Source organism: Peptoniphilus pacaensis (genome assembly GCF_900088125.1).
Lineage (GTDB): Bacteria > Bacillota > Clostridia > Tissierellales > Peptoniphilaceae > Aedoeadaptatus > Aedoeadaptatus pacaensis.
This window is the reverse complement of the sequence record NZ_FLQT01000003.1, coordinates 1081045-1097637: the sequence shown is the minus strand read 5'-3', so window position 1 is coordinate 1097637 and position 16593 is coordinate 1081045. Positions and strand designations below refer to the sequence as shown.

15 protein-coding genes and 3 tRNA genes are annotated in these 16593 nt (G+C 53.7%); 2 read left to right on the top strand and 16 right to left on the bottom strand.

Features of this window, described 5'->3' with window-relative positions:
- Nucleotides 1-232: 232 nt before the first annotated feature.
- From BN7444_RS05165 to BN7444_RS05155, 3 genes are all read right to left on the bottom strand, one after another.
- Nucleotides 233-1588, bottom strand: a complete 1356-nt coding sequence (locus BN7444_RS05165; protein ID WP_068456685.1) for an MATE family efflux transporter — start codon at nucleotides 1586-1588, stop codon at nucleotides 233-235.
- A 93-nt stretch (nucleotides 1589-1681) separates the two neighbouring features.
- Nucleotides 1682-5524: an ABC transporter permease gene (locus tag BN7444_RS05160; protein ID WP_068456683.1), complete on the bottom strand. Its 3843-nt coding sequence runs from the start codon at nucleotides 5522-5524 to the stop codon at nucleotides 1682-1684.
- A gap of 1 nt (nucleotide 5525) precedes the next feature.
- Nucleotides 5526-6227, bottom strand: a complete 702-nt coding sequence (locus BN7444_RS05155) for an ABC transporter ATP-binding protein (protein WP_068456681.1) — start codon at nucleotides 6225-6227, stop codon at nucleotides 5526-5528.
- A 105-nt stretch (nucleotides 6228-6332) separates the two neighbouring features.
- Here BN7444_RS05155 and BN7444_RS05150 point away from each other — a divergent pair, with 105 nt between their 5' ends.
- Nucleotides 6333-6815 carry a hypothetical protein gene (locus tag BN7444_RS05150; protein WP_068456677.1) on the top strand — a complete coding sequence of 161 codons (483 nt, stop codon included), beginning with the start codon at nucleotides 6333-6335 and terminating at the stop codon, nucleotides 6813-6815.
- A gap of 63 nt (nucleotides 6816-6878) precedes the next feature.
- On the opposite strand, the gene BN7444_RS05145 is transcribed toward BN7444_RS05150, so the two are convergent.
- The 6 genes from BN7444_RS05145 to mscL form a co-directional block, all read right to left on the bottom strand.
- Complete coding sequence (locus tag BN7444_RS05145) at nucleotides 6879-7571, bottom strand: S-layer homology domain-containing protein (RefSeq protein WP_068456674.1); 693 nt, start codon at nucleotides 7569-7571, stop codon at nucleotides 6879-6881.
- 281 nt (nucleotides 7572-7852) lie between these two features.
- Nucleotides 7853-8581: a YdjY domain-containing protein gene (locus tag BN7444_RS05140; protein ID WP_245654196.1), complete on the bottom strand. Its 729-nt coding sequence runs from the start codon at nucleotides 8579-8581 to the stop codon at nucleotides 7853-7855.
- A 138-nt stretch (nucleotides 8582-8719) separates the two neighbouring features.
- Nucleotides 8720-9685, bottom strand: a complete 966-nt coding sequence (locus BN7444_RS05135; protein WP_082941280.1) for a 3D domain-containing protein — start codon at nucleotides 9683-9685, stop codon at nucleotides 8720-8722.
- 128 nt (nucleotides 9686-9813) lie between these two features.
- The gene (locus BN7444_RS05130; protein ID WP_068456666.1) at nucleotides 9814-10443 is read right to left on the bottom strand and encodes an NUDIX hydrolase; all 630 of its coding nucleotides are present in this window, start codon (nucleotides 10441-10443) and stop codon (nucleotides 9814-9816) included.
- On the bottom strand, nucleotides 10436-11554 hold the full coding sequence (locus BN7444_RS05125; protein ID WP_068456663.1) for a patatin-like phospholipase family protein: 1119 nt from the start codon (nucleotides 11552-11554) through the stop codon (nucleotides 10436-10438). The genes BN7444_RS05130 and BN7444_RS05125 overlap by 8 nt, the downstream gene beginning before the upstream one ends.
- The gene (gene mscL, locus BN7444_RS05120) at nucleotides 11554-12009 is read right to left on the bottom strand and encodes a large conductance mechanosensitive channel protein MscL (RefSeq protein ID WP_068456660.1); all 456 of its coding nucleotides are present in this window, start codon (nucleotides 12007-12009) and stop codon (nucleotides 11554-11556) included. The genes BN7444_RS05125 and mscL overlap by 1 nt, the downstream gene beginning before the upstream one ends.
- 69 nt (nucleotides 12010-12078) lie before the next feature.
- Here mscL and BN7444_RS05115 point away from each other — a divergent pair, with 69 nt between their 5' ends.
- On the top strand, nucleotides 12079-12501 hold the full coding sequence (locus tag BN7444_RS05115) for a deoxycytidylate deaminase (protein ID WP_068456657.1): 423 nt from the start codon (nucleotides 12079-12081) through the stop codon (nucleotides 12499-12501).
- Here the strand turns inward: BN7444_RS05115 and BN7444_RS05110 are convergent.
- The 7 genes from BN7444_RS05110 to BN7444_RS05080 form a co-directional block, all read right to left on the bottom strand.
- Complete coding sequence (locus tag BN7444_RS05110) at nucleotides 12479-13078, bottom strand: ribonuclease H1 domain-containing protein (RefSeq protein WP_068456654.1); 600 nt, start codon at nucleotides 13076-13078, stop codon at nucleotides 12479-12481. The two genes, BN7444_RS05115 and BN7444_RS05110, sit on opposite strands and share 23 nt — an antisense overlap.
- A complete protein-coding gene (gene larC, locus BN7444_RS05105) occupies nucleotides 13075-14235 on the bottom strand; it encodes a nickel pincer cofactor biosynthesis protein LarC (RefSeq protein ID WP_068456651.1) in 1161 nt (386 codons plus the stop codon). Before larC ends, BN7444_RS05110 begins: the two co-directional genes overlap by 4 nt.
- Entirely contained in the window at nucleotides 14235-15038 is an 804-nt protein-coding gene (larE, locus tag BN7444_RS05100; RefSeq protein WP_068456649.1) for an ATP-dependent sacrificial sulfur transferase LarE, read from the bottom strand. The genes larC and larE overlap by 1 nt, the downstream gene beginning before the upstream one ends.
- Nucleotides 15039-15093: 55 nt before the next feature.
- Nucleotides 15094-16071, bottom strand: coding sequence for a phosphate acetyltransferase (pta, locus tag BN7444_RS05095; RefSeq protein ID WP_068456645.1), 978 nt, complete (start codon nucleotides 16069-16071; stop codon nucleotides 15094-15096).
- Between the two features lie 165 nt (nucleotides 16072-16236).
- Nucleotides 16237-16313, bottom strand: a tRNA-Pro gene (locus BN7444_RS05090).
- Nucleotides 16314-16331: 18 nt separating this feature from the next.
- A tRNA-Pro gene (locus tag BN7444_RS05085) sits at nucleotides 16332-16408 on the bottom strand.
- 108 nt (nucleotides 16409-16516) lie between these two features.
- Nucleotides 16517-16593: transfer RNA gene (locus tag BN7444_RS05080), tRNA-Arg, on the bottom strand.

Sequence of the window (16593 nt, the reverse complement as noted above, 5' to 3'; positions counted from 1 at the left end):
TCATACATACTGAGTCCTATCCGCGGACGGATATGATCGGGGAAAAAATCGTTTTTTGTCGGATGATGGATTTCAACCTCATTTGTGATTATAGCAATAGGAGCCGAGACCGTCAAGAAGTGAACGACCCGGAAAAGTGATAAACAGCGGATTTTTAAATATATAGAAATTTCTTTTAGTCAAAACCTTTCTCTATACCAAAAAAGTGCACCGACCGGTGCACTGAAAAAAGCTATTCGTTTTCCACTATGGGTTTGATCTCTTCCTCGTTGACTTTTTTTACAAAGGCGATGGCGATCAACATGGCGCCCATTTCCGCGATGGGATAGGCGAGCCACACATAGGTAAGGACGCCGGTTTTCGAAAAGAGATAGGCCAAAGGCACGATGAAAATCAGTTGGCGAACCAGGTTGACGATCATGCTGAGGATGCCGTTTCCCAATGATTGAAAGATGCCGGAGCTGATGATGCTCACGGCGGCGAAGATAAAGGAGACGGAAATGATCCTGAGGGCCACGACGCCGATGGACAAAAGTTCCGGCGAAGGATCGAAAAAGCCCATGAGCTGTGCGGGGAAGATTTGGAAGATGAGAAAGCCCAGGCCCATAAAGATCAGGGCCACTTTGTAGGCCAGCTTGATGACTTCGTAGATTCGCTCGCGGTGCCCGGCGCCGTAATTGTAGGCGATAATGGGGACCAGGCCGTTGTTCACGCCGAAGATGGGCATAAAGATGAAGCTTTGTACTTTGTAATAGATGCCCAGAGCCACCACGGCGGCGGAGCCGAAGACGGCGAGGATGGCGTTGATGAGAAAGACGGAAACGGAGTTGACGGATATCATAATGGCCGAGGGGATGCCCACGGCCAATATGCCTTTGACGATGGCTCCGTTTATATGGAAGCGATCTTGCTTCAGATTGACTTCCCTATTCCGCTTCATATTTAAATAGAGGCCGAAGAAGAAGGCGAGGATTTGTCCGGTGACCGTGGCGATGGCCGCGCCGGTAACGCCCATTTCCGGGAAAAAGCCCCAGCCGAATATGAGGAAGGGATCCAGGATGATGTTGAGTACGGCGCCGAAGAGCTGCGTGTACATGCTGTAAAGGGCGAGGCCCGTGGACTGCAGGAGCCGCTCCATGCAGATTTGGCCGCAGATTCCGATGCTGAATAGGAAGCAGATGTTCAGGTAGCGCACCCCTTCTCTGATGATTTCGGGATCCGATGTCTGCATGGCCACGAGCTTCGGTGCCGTCATGGTGCCGAAGAGGGCAAAGATCAGGGCCACGATCATGCTCAAGAGCAGGCCGTGTTGGGCGCAGAGATTGGCTTCCCGAAAGTTTTTCGCCCCCAGGTGGCGACTCAAAAGGGCGTTCATGCCCACGCCGACGCCGATGGCAAAGGCGGTAATGAGCATTTGCAGGGGAAAGGCCACGCTCACCGCGGCCAGGGCTTTTTCGCCCACCCGCGACACCCAGATGCTGTCCACGATATTGTACAGGCCCTGAACGAGCATGGACAGGGCAATGGGCAGGGATATGCGCATTAAAAGCTGCGGTATGGGTTCATAACCCATTCTGTTTTCTTCCATCGGTCACCTCCCGTTTTTTTAGACAAATGAAAAAGGGCGCATCGGCCCTTTTTCCATTCCACTATGCTAACACGACCGCTTCTATCAGTCAAGTTATTCCACGCTCTTCAGGGCTTCCACCATGTCGATGGTTTGAAGTTTTTTGTGGAAGTAGCCCATGAGGATCGCCGAAATAATCAAGGTGATGACGGCGGGCAGGAGATAGTTTAAAAGACCTAAGCTGGGATCCAACATGGCGAAGTCGGGCACCACCACGCGAATGACCAAAAGGTGCATGCCCATGCCCACGATAAAGCCCAACAGAATCCCCACGGCGGTCAAGACGCCGGTTTCTCTGTAAATATAGCGGGTCACTTCTTTCGGATAGAAGCCCAGGACGCGAATGGTGGAAATTTCCCGGCGCCGCTCTTCGATATTGATGTTCGTCAATGTGGAGATGACCACCACTGCCAAGGTGGAGGAGGCGGCCAAAATGACGAAGACGATAAAGTTTATGTTGCCGGCGATTTCATCCACCATGTCGCGCATGTCGCCGATGCCGGTAAAGGCCACCACGGAATCGAAGTCTTTGTAGTAGGATGCGTCGGCTCCCCCGGTTTCGATGAGATCGGCATTGGCCTTGTAGTCTTTGTGGAAGATTTTTTCGTAGCTCGCCTTGTCCATATACATGGAGTGGCCGGCGTAGGCTTCGGCGATGGCGGCCACGGGCACATCGTATGCCTTGTCGTCACCATCTTTGATCCGAATACTGTCTCCCGGCTTCACCTTTTTAATGACGGCGAGTTTTTCCGTAATCACCGTGCCTTTTAAAGGAATGTCTTCGCCGGTCTTCCGATTTCTCAGGGTCACCAGCTTTTTCAGTTCCTTTCCGCTTTCGGGCACGATCATGGTGACGGGCTGGTCGATAGAACCTTCGTCGTCCACATCCAGGTTTTCCACATAGGCCGTGGCCTTGGCGCGAATATTTTTGTCTTCGGCGATCTTTTTCTTATAGGCCTCGTGGGCCTTTTTATCCAATAGGGGCTCGTAGAAAATAATGTGGTCGTAGCGATTGAGCACGTCGAATTGTTTTTCCACCAAGCCGTCCACGGAGGTGCGAATGCCGAAGCCCAGAACCAGGAGGGCTACGCAGCCCATGACGCCGACGATGGTCATGGCCATGCGCTTTTTGTCGCGGAAAAGATTCCGCGCCGTCACTTTGTGGAAGAAGGACAGCCGGCTCCACAGACCTTTAAAGTGTTCGAGGAAAATCCGCGTACCCTTGGCCGGGGGCTTGGGCATGAGAAGGGCGGCGGTTTTCAGCTTCAGGCTGCGCTCCACGCTCACATAGGCCACGAGGCCTGTGGCCACCATGCCGATGACGATGGCGACGAGGATTTGCACCGGGTACAGGGAAATGGACAGCTTGTCGAATATGCCGCTGGACAAATAGCCGTCGGCGATGACCCGGCTCAGTACGTAATTTCCCAAAAAGGCGCCGGGAATGCCGCCGATGAGTGCGGCCAAGGTGCCGAAGCGCAAATACTTTTGCCGCGTGGCGCCGTTGGAATAGCCCAGGGCCTTGTAGGTGCCGATGATCATGCGGTCGTCGTCCACCATGCGGTTCATGACCGTGGAGGCGAGGAGCATGGCGATGGCAAAGAGAAAGACGGGGAAGACGGCGGAAAGCTTGTCCACCCGATTGCCGTAGTCCAAGAAGACGAAGGTGCGCATTTCTTCGTTAACGGGGGTGATTTTGTAGTCGGGCTTTTTCAAAATCGTCAGGATTTCCTTGGCCCGGTCCACATCTTCTTGGCCTTTGACCAAATCTTTTAAGGCATCTTCCCGCTTCTTTTCATAAGTGGCCCGCGCCTCGTCCAAATCTTTTCGCCCGGCCATAAGCTCGTCGTATGCTTCATCGAGCTTCGCTTCGCCCTCGGCTTTTTTCAGGGCCAGCTCTTTGGCGCCCGCCTCGTAACCCGCTTCGCCTTCTTTTAATTGATCCTTGGCGGCGAGAATGGCGGCCTTACCTTCGATTAAGGTCTTTTCCTTTTCCTTCAGCTCCGCCTCTTTCGAACGGAGTTCGGCCTTGTGCGCTTCCATGGCCTTGAGCCCTTCTTCGGCTTGGGCGCGGCCCGCTTCCGTCTCTTCCTTCTTTTTCAAAAGCAGGGCTTCTTTTTCCGCCAAATCTCTTTTCGCGGCTTCCAGGGCTTCCTTTTCCGAACGAAGGGCCTTTTGGCCGTCCGCCATTTTCTTTACGGCGGCATCTCGGGCGGCGATGGCGTCTTCTTGGCGGCGGATTTTTTCCTCCGCCTCCTTTACTCGCCCTTCCGCGGCGCCCACATCGGCTGTGGCGGCGGAAAAGGCGGCTTCCGCGGCATCGGCGGCCTTTTTCTTTTCGTCGACGGATTTTTTGGCCGCCACATAGGCGGGGTTTTTCAGCTTCTCTTCCAGAGCGGCCTTGTCTTTTTCAGCGCGGCGAATTTTTTCGTTCACGGCATCGGTATCCGCCGACTTTTCCTTTTCTCCATTTAAAGCCGCCAGACTCTTGTCCAAGGCGTCGATCTGCTTTTGGATCTTGTCCCCGTCCACGCCGGTAGTCAGGAGGGCGACCTTGGCGTCCAGGAGGGCTTTGTCCGCCGCCTTCATGGCCGCGGCTTTTTCCTTTACCGCCCCTTTCTTGGCGGCGACATCGCCCTTAGATGCGACGACCGCCTTCGCCCGGGCCATGTCCTCGTCGCTGTAAGGCAATTCGGGCAGGCTGACGGGAGGCAGTTGGCCGGCGTCGAGCATTTTTTTCGCTCGATCCAATGCCGCCTGTTCCTTGGCCATGCTCTCCAGAGCCGTTTCGATTTCACCGGGCAAATCCTTCGCCTGTGCCTCCTTGGCCTGAATCTCCGCCATGGCGGCGGCAATGGCGTTTTTGCCGTCTAAAAAGGCCTTTTCACCCGCCGACAATTGATCCTCTTGAAAGAGCATGCTCTTGCGGGCTTGGGCCAGCTTCTTGCGGGAATCGGCCAGGCGGCCTTCCCCTTGGCCGATGGCGAGATTAAAACGGGCGCGATTGTCCCGCAGGGTGCGGGCGCCGTCGTCCAGCTTCTTTTCCCCTTCGTCAAGCTTGTCTTTTCCTCGGTCCAGCTCGTCGTAGCCTTCGCGAATGTCCTCTTCCCCTTCGCGAATATCCTTACGCTTGTCCGCCAAAAGGGCATCCAGCCGAGCCTCGCCCCGGTCCTTAAACAAAAGATGCAGCTCCTTTTTGTGAGCGGCATTGATTGCCCTGAAATCGTCGCTGTATACGGCCACGCCCTTTAAATCGTCGAAGAGAAAGTGCACTTCCGTAATGGTGGGGTCTTTAAAAGCCAAGGGCAGGACGTAGCCGTAGCCGTCGATCTTGTCGCCCTTGGGCGTGGTGCCCTTGTCGCTCTTGTCTAAAAATTCCGGGCTCGTGGCAAAGCCCACCACCTTGTATTCATAGCCCTCCATCATGTCGGGGGCGTCCTCGTCGAAAGGATCCTCTTCCTTATCGAAGACCACCACGTCCCCGAGCTTATACGTGTCCTTTAAAGTGGGGTCCAGCACAATTTCATCCTTCGCCCGGGGCAGGCGCCCTTCCTTTAAATCGGGCGTGCTGATCCGCTTCGGCAGAGACGAGAGATAGACGGTCTTTAATTCCTTGGTGGTCAAATAGCCCGTGTGGAAATACTCCTTGTCCCGCACACCCTCCAGATCGTTAATCAGGTGCAAATCCTCGTCCTTGAGACCGTCGCTGACGGAAAGGCGCAGGTCGTAGGCATTGGACTTCGCCAGCGTGTCGGCCACGGTGCGGCGTATGACGGGTCCCGTCACCGTGAGCCCCACGAGGACGAAGACCCCTAAAAGCACCAGGGCCACCAGGGAGAAAAAGCGCATCTTGTGCCCCGTGATCTCCCGTAAAAAATCTTTTTGTCTCGGACTCATACTACCACTCGATTTCTTCAATAGGCATGGGATGTTCGTTTAGGTACATGGCCCGCACCTTGGCGTCGTTAATTTCGATGACCCGATCCGCCGCATCGGCAATGGCCCGGTTGTGGGTAATGACGATGAGGGTTTGAGCGTGTTTGCGGCAGCTTTCTTCCAAAAGCAGCAGCACCTTCTTCCCCGTCTGATAATCCAACGCCCCGGTGGGCTCGTCGCAAAGGAGCAGCTTGGGATTTTTCCCCAAGGCGCGGGCGATGGCCACCCGCTGTTGCTCCCCGCCGGAAAGCTGGCTCGGGAAATTGTTCATGCGCTCGCCCAGGCCCACGCGGTCTAAAATCATTTCCGCATCCAAGGCGTCCTCCACGATGGCATTGGCCAGCTCCACATTTTCCAGGGCCGTTAAATTGGGAATCAAATTGTAAAATTGAAAAACAAAGCCCACGTCGTTTCTGCGGTAGGTGGTGAGCTCTTTGTCGGAAAAGGCGGCGATGTCCTTGCCGTCCACCAGCACTTGGCCCGAATCGTTGGTGTCCATGCCGCCCAATATATTTAAAATCGTCGACTTCCCGGCCCCCGACGGACCGACGATGACGACAAATTCCCCCTTCTCGATGGTAAACGAGATCTTGTCATTGGCCACGGTCTTGGTCGCGCCCGTGCCGTAGGTCTTCGTCGACTCGATAAATTCTACATATGCCACGCCGTTTCCCTCCTTCTGTTACAGTCTATATTACCACGTTTGAGCCTTTTAAACACCTTGCCAAGGTCCATTTACTTCAGTACAATACATTCATAAGGAGGCACTATGAAAGAAACATTTACCGTCACCGAGGAGGATTACTTTACCTATCAGTGGCATTTATTTAAACACAATCCCACGGCGAAAAAGACCATGCTCATACAAATGATCACCCCCATCGCCGTTTTTTTGGCCATCGGCGCCTATTATGTAGCGACGAAAAAGCCGGTAAAGGGACTGCTGCCCTTGGCCGTGGCCCTGGTGCTGTGGCCCTTTCTCTACCAATTCTTCTTTAACCGCAGCATGAAGAAAAAATTGAAGCAGCTCATACGCAAAATGGAAAAGGATCTGCCCATCGGCAAACACACCGTCCTCATCGACGAAAAGGGCTTGAAGGACAAAAAGCTCTTCGTCGCCTACGACGACATTCGCTACGCCGTGGAAAACGAAAACTTCGTCTATATCTTTTACAAAGACTCGACTCAGGCCTATCTCCTGCCGAAAGAGCTGGCCAACGACGCCATAAAAAGCCACATTACCGCGAAATAAACGTCCTGAGCTTTATAAACGCATAAAAAATCGACGCCACGTCATCGTGACGTCGATTTTTATTTACCTGTACCCCGCTGCAGATAAGATGTCATCGTAAGCCCAGTGACCCTCCGAAACATCGGAGAAGGAAATTTTTCCATCGGTCGCTTTTTTAATCTTAAAGGTGCGGTTTAACATAGTCACCGCTTCGGCGCGGGTTACGTCGCATGTGGGGCGGAAAGTATTGTCTTCATAGCCTTTAATAATGCCTTGGGCATAAACCATGTCCACGGCTTCCTTTGCCCAGCTGCCTTCCATATCCTTAAAGGGACTCGGTGCCGCTTTTCCGCTTAAAAAGCCGCTGAGAACCTTGGCAAATTCCCCGCGCATAATGGGCTCATTAGGCTCAAAGGCGCCGTTAGGATAGCCCTTCATATAGCCGCTCTTCACGACGGCATTAATGTAGGCATTGTACCAGCCGTCCACACAGGATGAAGTGTCGGCTCTCTTGTCCGTCAAGGGCAGGTGCTGCAACTTCGCTATAAGTGCAGCCGCTTCGGCCCGGGTCAAGAGCTTTTCGGGACGAAAAGTTCCGTCAGGGTAGCCGTCGATGTAACCGCCGCCGCAGGATATAATCCGTTCAACGACAGCTGTATCAATCGGCTCTTTGGTCTTGTCTTTACTCGGGCTCGCCTCGGCAAAAACCGGAGTCATGGACAGTGTGCTGAGTAGCAATGCGAAGGCCAGCACCTTTGTCAGTAATCGGATCTTCATAATACACACTCCTGTTCTTTGAGCCACCGGGTGATATAAACGGCGGCCGGCTCGTCGTCGCTCGTTTATTTGCTATCCATTAAGAGGCTTATCCCTTGCCGCAACAGGTGAATGCTCATTCTGTTTCCGCGACCTCTTTAGCTAATTATATCACCTGTTTTTTTTTTTTTTGAAGAAAATTTTATATCTTTTTCAGCTGATACCGATGTTTTTTTCGACGGCGGGACTTGGAAATTTCACCAAAAGAAAAAAGACCCTCGCGGGCCTTTTTTTCTGCTCGATTATTTTGCAGTATAGGTTATAACCACAGGCGTCTTGTCGGCGGGGACATTATCTTTGTTCAACATTAAGGTGAACTTATCTTTTTCGTCGTCGCCGATCATATGGGTGTGGTTGGAGGTGATGCCTGCAGGGCAGGACAAGAGGCAAGTAATGCAGCCGGTATTCAATTTTTCTTGGGTGTCGTGATTACCGCCGAAGCGAATATCGATAGGTTGCTTGGAGGAATCGTCGACGACTTCGTCGATCTTGAATTCCTTGTCGTTGCCGTCGAATTTAAAGGTGACGTCCAGGGCGTCGCCTTCCACTTGGGCTTTTCCCGCATTGTCCATGGTCATATTGTCGCCGGGCTTCAGTCCTAAAGAGTCCAGTGCGTCGTAGAAATCCAAGGCCTTGGCGTCGGATTTAAACATGGCGTGATCGGCTTCTTTACCGGATTTGGAAACGACCATATGCATGGTGGATTCGTCTTTATACTTTTCATTGACTTCCGCATAGATCTTGACCGTTTTGTTTTCCTTGTCTACGACAATGGGGTTTTCCGCAGTGGGTTCGGTGGCTTCGGCGGCGTCGGTTTCGGCTGCGTTTTTGTTTTCTTCATTGGCTGCCTGGGTGTTTTCCGTCTTGTTTTCTTTCGCGGCATTTCCTTCGTCGGCTGCCTTCGGCGAGCAGGCCGAAAGGGCTAACAGACCGCAGAGGGCTAATGCCAGAACGTAAAATTTGTTTTTCATTGGTATCCCTTCTTTCTTTTTATGTTTTTATCCCATAAGCGGCCCTTTAAACATCGGTTTTTTCGCTATCGATCGCCCTCTATCGAATTTTTCGATACCTTTGTTTTCCAATAAAAAAAGACGCCCGCAGGCGTCTTCTTAATCTTCTAATACGTAGACAATGACATTTCGTCTTCCGAAATTGTAGGCTTCGCGGCGACTGTTATAAAACAGGTCGATGCGATTGCCCTTGATGGCGCCGCCCGTGTCTTCCGCCACGGCAAATCCGTAGGTGGGGAAGCCGTCGGCACTTTCGATGTAAAGCTTCGTTCCCAGAGGAATGACGCGGGGATCCACGGCCACGGCGCCGACGCGGGCGCGGGTGCCGGAGGCGGTCCACTTGCCGGCGCTGGGATCGTAGGCGGTCCCTTTCATCACGATCTTCTTTTTGTACTTCTTGCCGTGAATCATATTTTCCACGGGCTTCGTGCCCACTTCCACGATTTGCGTCTTGCCGTCTTTCACGACGCGGGAAGAGAGGACGAGGCGGGCGGTTTCTTCGCCGTTGACGGTACTGATGCGCACCGTTTCTTCCACTCGGGCGGCTTCGCCCTGTTGCACGACGCGCTCGGTGCCGGCATCCAAGGCGGGATTGTCTCTGCGCTCCACGGCCACGGGCACGTCGCGGGTCACGGTTTCCGTGCGCTCTTTGTAGCGATTGATGCGAAGGACTTCCCCTTCTTCCACGGTGCCTTTAATCGGCGGGGTCACCGTGTCTTTTTCGCCGAGCTTAATGTTCAGCTCTTTTAAAATATCCGCCACTTTGTTGGAGGTGGTGGAGCGAGTGTAGCTTTGCTTGCCGTCTTTGACGGTAATGGTGTAGCCCTTTTTAATGCTTAAGGTGTTGCCTTCTTTCAGGGCTTCCGATGCACTGGGGAAGGGAACGGTGCCTTTTTCAAGCTGAATGTCTTGTTCCAAGAGAAATTCGCCGACAGTGGCGGCGTCGGTTTCGTAGGACGCGGGCGCGGATCCCTCGCGTTCTACGGTGACGGTCTTTGCTTCCGCCGTGGCGGGCAAGATCAGGCTCACGGCCAATGCCGAGAGAAGAACGGTCTTTTTTATCACGATGAAAACTCCTTTGTTCCAAGTGTCGCTGAATTGATTTGTTACAATTTGTAACTTTTGCGAGGCTTATTGTATCAATTCAGAAAACTCATCGCAAGGCGTTTTCGTCGATGTCATCTTTTTGTAATTTATTCCCCGGCCTTCAGGCGTTGCGCCACGCCGTACATGATTTTCGCCGTCATGCCCCAGACGATTTGCTCTTCCTTCTCGGCGCCTGTATAAAAGAAAATACGGTCCCTGTAATTGCTGAATCTGGCCGACGTGTCCGAGGGCACCAGATCGTAGGGAAAGCTGTCGTCTTCGATTTTTTCAAATTCCAAGGCGTGGACTTCCGGCTCCGTTTCGAGAAAAAACGAAAGGGGCACGGTAAAGATATAGGTCACTTCCGCCGGCTCGGGGCGAATGTCTTCCGGCCTGATGCCTCGGAGGATGCCCACGAAGCAATGAACGGCTTGGTTTTGACGAGTGAGGAGATAGTCGCTTTCGCCTAAAATTTCCACGGCGGAGGTCGGTATCCTCAGCTCTTCCGCCGTCTCGCGAATGGCGGCGTCTTTCGGCGTCTCGCCTTCTTCGATGCGGCCGCCGGGCAGGGACACTTCCCCGGTGTGGCTGCGCAAATAGGCGGAGCGCTTTTCAAAAATCACGTGCCAGCTGCCATCCACCTCCACGAGAGGGCAGAGGACGGCGTAGCGATGCTCCATGCCCAAGGGCTCGGGACGGCGACTGTTTAAAAGGTCCGCGATGTCTTTTTTATCCAATGGCCAACCTCTTTCCGCAAAATAACAAATAGAGCACTCGGTCCAGTTTGCTCACCACCCGGGGATGGACGTCGCTCTTCTCATCCAAAGCCTTTAAAAAGCCGTCCACGGTGTAGAATGGATCCTTCGGAAGCTGCAGCAGCTCGCCCCGCGCTTCCAAGAGGCCGATGAAGAGGGCCTTGTAGCTGTAATCCTCGGGAAGCTCCAGGGCCTGTGCCAGCTCCGGCCACAGATTTTCTACAATGCCCCGCTCGCCGCTGCCCTTGGCCGTGGCCAGGTAGCGGAAGTCTTCCGTCCGGGCGAAAAATAATTCGCTGAGGCGGCGAAAGGCTTCTTTTTCCGATAGGGGATAGAAGGTGTAGTCCAGGCCGTCGCAGCCGGAAAGGATGCGTCTGCCGTGGAGATAGCCCTGTTGCATGCGTAAAGGCGCCAGATCGGCGTCAAAGTGCATGGTATCGGCCACGGGCCGCGTGGGCCCCAAGATCGTGGCCTCTTTCGGCAGTGCCTCCCCTTCTTTCGGCGGATTGGTCCTGAGGATAATGGGCTCGAGCCCCTTGGCCAACACCATTTCGTAGGGCAGATTATCTCCCACCCCGCCGTCCACGTAGAGCTTGCCGTCGATTTTCACCGGCGGAAAGACGGGATAGGCGCAGCTGGCCAAAATGTATTGATTGAGTTTGCCCTTGGGAATGTCGTCGATGTAAAGATATTTCGTCCTGCCCTCGCTCATGCTGTAGACCACCAGACCATAGCCCACTTCGGAGGCGCGAATCTTCTCCTCGTCCACGTGGCGGTGGATCAGCTCCTTTAGAGGCGCCATATCCAAGTTTAAGGCGGCGCGGGCGGTTTTTGCCACCTGAATAATGTCCGGTGTCTTCTTCATCCGGTCCAAAGAAAGCATCAGCTCCCTGCCCCCTTCGAGAGAGAACTTTTGCCATATGTCCTCCAAGACATCGGTGTTTTCCTGTACAACAAAGGCGCCCGTCAGGGCGCCCATAGACGTGCCTACGACGAGGCGAATGTCCGGTTTTGTTTCTTGAAGGGCGCGGTAAAGGCCCAGCTGATAGCTGCCCTTGGCGCCGCCCCCTTCCAATACCAAACCTTTAGCCACTACTTATCCTCCAAAACGGCGGTGCAGTGGGGGCAGCGTGTCGCTTCGATGTGCACCGTTTCTTTACAGAAGGGGCAGACTTTCGTCGTGGGCGCTTCTTCTTCCGTGTGGATGAAGTGATCCTTCATCTTGCCGATTTGTTTAATGACCATAAAGATAACGAAGGCAATGATTAAAAAGTCGATGACGTTTTGCAGGAAATTGCCGTATGCCAAAATGGGCGCGCCGCTTTCCGCCGCTTCCACGGGATTGGCATAGGTCTTACCGTCCAATGCCACGTACATTTTCGTGAGGTCGATGCCGCCGAGCAAGAGGCCGATTAGGGGCATAAGCATGTCGTTGACCAAGGAGGTGACGATCTTTCCGAAGGCCCCGCCGACGATGACCCCGACAGCCATGTCCATGACATTGCCCTTGGCAATAAACTCTCTAAACTCACTCATTGTCTGTTTCATACTATTCCTTTCCTTACTCCTTTTACCGTTCTCTCCTCACGTGCTATACTAAACGAAAGGAGGCTTACTTTGAGAAAATCTTGGGATACCTATTTTATGCAAATCACGGAAATTGTGGCCAGCCGCTCCACTTGCGACCGGGCCTTTGTGGGATGCGTCCTGGTCAATAAAGACCACCGCATCGTCTCCACGGGCTATAACGGCTCCGTGGCAGGCAATCCCCATTGCGACGACGTGGGCCACACCATGCGCGACGGCCATTGCATCGCCACCATTCACGCGGAAATGAACGCGCTTTTGTACTGTGCCAAGGAGGGCATCCCCACCAAGGACACTATTTGTTATGTTACCCATTTCCCCTGTTTAAACTGCACAAAAGCATTAATTCAGGCGGGAATTCGGGAAGTGGTCTACAAAAACGCCTATCGCATCGACGATTACGCCGTCAGTCTATTTGAAAAAAACAATATCACCCTTCGGCAAGAGGGGTAAAGTCCGCTTCCTTGGCCAGGGCATCGGCGCGCTCGTTGCCTTCCACGCCGCTGTGGGCTTCGATTTTTACGAAAGTAACGTCCAATTTGTCTTTGACGGAATCGTAGAATGCTTTGTATTCTGCGGTTCCTTTTTTATTGCACTGCCATTCGCCCTTGGCCCAGTGTTCGATGCCGGCGTAGTCGTAGCAGAGCTTCATATTGGAAAAGCCTAACTCAATGGCCTTCTTCATGGCCACGGTGGCCCCTAAAATTTCCCCCGCCACATTGCGCATGGCGGCTTCATCGCCTCTGAAGCGGCAGCTGTCCTCCCAGCTACCCCCTTCCCAGCTCATGGACACGCCGTAGCTGTAGGACCTGTCTTCGTGGCGATAGGAGCCGTCAACATAGGCCACGGCGTCGTAGGCGGCATCATCCTTTTCCTCGGCGATCTCGCCCATAAAGACGCGGGCTTCCTCTTCCGTCTTAAAGGATTTGTAAATGGCGCCTTTAAAGCCGTGGACCTGAGCCTTGCAGCTGTCCCAGTCACGATAGATCCCCGGCTCCCTGCCTACCTTCACGGCGTAATACTTCTTCATGATCTCAACTCCCACGCCCGGCGCACGGCATCCAATGTGGTGCCCCGCTCTAAGGCCAGGGCCCTCAGGTCTTCGTATTCCGGGGACGCCTTTTCTACATCCTTATAGCGGGCGAATTTCGTCGCAACGGGCCCCGCCTCCGTTGCCACTCGACAAAAAGTGCGAGGCAATTCGATTTTTTCCAGAGGAAATTTTTTTACGCCCAAGGTGGTGCTGTGGGTGAAGAGGGCGTCCAATACGGCGGCCTCTTTCTCCCCGTCCGTTAAAATATCCAGGCGATAGCCCGGGCGATTCTTCTTCATAAAAATCGGCGTAAAGCTCACGTCCCGCGCCCCGGCGTCGAAGAGACGCTCCATGCAAAAGCCCATGGCCTCGCCGGTCATGTCGTCTAAATTGCAGCTAAAGAAGATCGGCGCACGGGCCTCTTCCGTCTCCAGGAAAAAGAGGCGGAGCACATTGGCCAGGGCGTTGTCCCTCGTACCTGCCCCGTAGGCCACCTTCAGCACCCGTCCCTCGGGCCGGGGCCGGTAGCTCGCCTTCATGCCCTTTAAAATGGCGGCGCCGGTGGGAGTGGTAAGCTCTTCTTCCACGAGCTCGCCTCCCAAGGGCACGTCCAGGGACGAAAGAATATGGGCGGTGGCGGGAGCGGGCACGGGATAATTGCCGTGGGCACAAGTCACCATGCCGGCGCCGGTGTTGATCTTCCCCACGTAGACGGTTTCCACTCCGCTTAAGAGGGTGTAGTAGGCCGCACCTAAGACGTCTACCGCCGCGTCCAGCTCCCCGACCTCGTGGAAATGGACTTCGCGAAGCTTCTTGCCGTGAACCGACGCCTCGGCTTCGGCGAGGGGCAGGAAGATGTCCTTGGCCAGGTCCTTCACTTCCCTCTCGAAGCCGCTCTTTTCGATGATGGCAAGCATATCGTCCAAGCCCCGATGGTGGTGATGGTGATGATGATCTTCTTCGCTCTTTAAATTAAAGTAGGTGGCGAGGATGCCGTTCTTTTCCCGCTTTTCGAAGATCACATCGTCATCTTCAATGCCCAAAGGCGCCAGGCCTTCGATAAAACCCTTGGGCGAAAAGCCGCCGTCCACCATGGCGCCGATAAACATATTGCCGCTGATCCCGCTGAAGGGATCGATGTAAAGGGCCCGCATTACTGATCCAACCCTTCGTTGCCGGAGCCGGAGCGAAAGCCCACCACGTCCAGTGCCGTGTAGGTGATGCCCAGCTCCTTAAAATAGGTCGCCACATCTTCCCTGTGATTGAGCATGAATTTTTGAAAATCCGCTACGGGAATTTCCACTCGGGCCACATCGCCGTGAAGGCGCAGGCGGCAGGTTAAATAGCCCAGCTCGTGGAGATAGCTCTCGCCCTCTTCCACCAGGCGAAGGGCCTCCTTCGTCAAGGGCGTGCCGTAGGGAATGCGCGTGGCCAAGCAGGAGTTGGATGGCTTGTTCCACGTGGGCAGATCGTATTCCCTCTTCGACAGCTTGCGCACCATTTCCTTGGTGATGCCGGCCTCCTTTAATGGGCTCCCCACGCCCAGCTCCACGAGGGCCTTAAAGCCCGGCCGATGATCGGAAAGATCGTCTACATTGGTGCCGTCTAAGAGCACCTCATAGCCATTTTCCTCGGCAAAAGCCTTGGCGGCGGCAAAGGTCTTGCGCTTGCAATAGTAGCAGCGGTTCACGTCGTTGGCGACGACATCGTCGTCCTCCATAAGAGCCACGTCCGCCACCTTCACCTGCCAGCCCATCATCTCCGCCAATACGTAAGCGTCGAAGCGATCCCTGCGGGGATTGAGCCCGTTTTCCGCATAAATCCCCAGCACATTCTCCGCGCCCAGCACCTCCACGGCCGCGGCCATGAGAAAGGACGAATCCACCCCGCCGGAATAGGCCACCGCCACCTTGTCATAGGCGGCTAAATTTTCTTTTAATCGATTAAAGGCATCCATATCCTCACCTTTTCCTCATAGAAAAAAAGGCCCTTGCGGGCCGATTTTTCGTTCATTATTTTCCGAGACAGGCTTGTACGGCGGTGATGACAGCCAGTTGATAAACTTCTTCCTTGCTGCAGCCGCGGCTCAAGTCGTTAACCGGCATATTCAAGCCTTGAAGCACCGGTCCGATGGCGGTAAAGCCGCCGAGGTATTGGGCGATCTTGTAACCGATATTTCCACATTCCAAGTCCGGGAAAATAAAGACATTGGCTTGGCCTGCAACTTCGGAACCCGGCGCCTTTTTCTTTGCTACGATGGGATCGATAGAGGCGTCGAATTGAAGTTCGCCGTCCACTTTAATTTCCGGATGCGCTTCCTTAACCAGATAGGTAGCCACTTCTACCTTCTTTACCGTGTCGCTCTTAGCGGAGCCCTTGGTGGAGAAGGAAAGCATGGCGATCTTGGGATCGAAACCGAATTGCTTTGCAGTTTCGTCGGTGGTCGCTGCCACTTCTGCTAAAGTCGGTGCATCCATGACCGTGTTAATGGCGCAGTCGGCCATGAGGTAACTTTCTTCACCTTTGCAGAGAATAAACAGACCGGATACGCGGCTGACACCCTTCTTTGTCTTAATGATTTGCAGGGCGGGAAGAACCGTTTGGCCCGTGGTGTGAACCGCACCGGAAACCATACCGTCGGCATAGCCGGCATAGACCATCATGGTTCCCAAATAGTTCGGATCGTGAAGTTGTGCGTGGGCACGGGTTTCATCAATTTTGCCCTTGCGGCGTTCGACAAATTTTTCCACGAGCTCGTCGAAGTGTTCGTAATTGCCCACTTCCACGATGTCCAGCTCGGAAATGTCCAGACCTTCTTTTTCAGCGGTCGCTTCGATTTCATTTTTGAAACCGATGACGATGGGATGGATTAAGCCATCTTTTTGATGCTTAACCGCTGCCCAAAGAACTCTGGGATCTTCGCCTTCGGGAAAGACGATCCGCGTGTCTTTGCAGCTTAAACGTCCGCTTAACTCTTTAATAAAATCCATTGCACTTTCCTTTCTCATGCATTACCACATTCTTCTGTACATGCCAGGCCGCACGTGGCGACCACAGTCATACTAAATATACCACAGAGAGGCCCCGCTGACAAAATCGCTATATTCTTGTCAAACACCGCAAAAAAAAAAGATTCGCCGAAGCGAATCTCATCATGGTCGGAGTGAAAGGATTTGAACCTTCGACCTCATGCTCCCGAAGCATGCGCGCTACCAAACTGCGCTACACCCCGCTGTGAAATTGAATAGAGTGGTCGGGGTGAAAGGATTTGAACCTTCGACCCCATGGTCCCAAACCATGTGCGCTACCAAACTGCGCCACACCCCGTAGCAACTTACTTAATCATTATACAGGTGTTGCCTCTTTTTTACAAGTCTTTTCTATTGCATAAAAAAGCGGCCGAACGGCCCGCAAGCCATTCGACCACTCTGCAATTGGCGGACCCGATTGGATTCGAACCAACGATCTCTGCCTTCGGAGGGCAACATTCTATCCAGCTGAACTACGGGTCC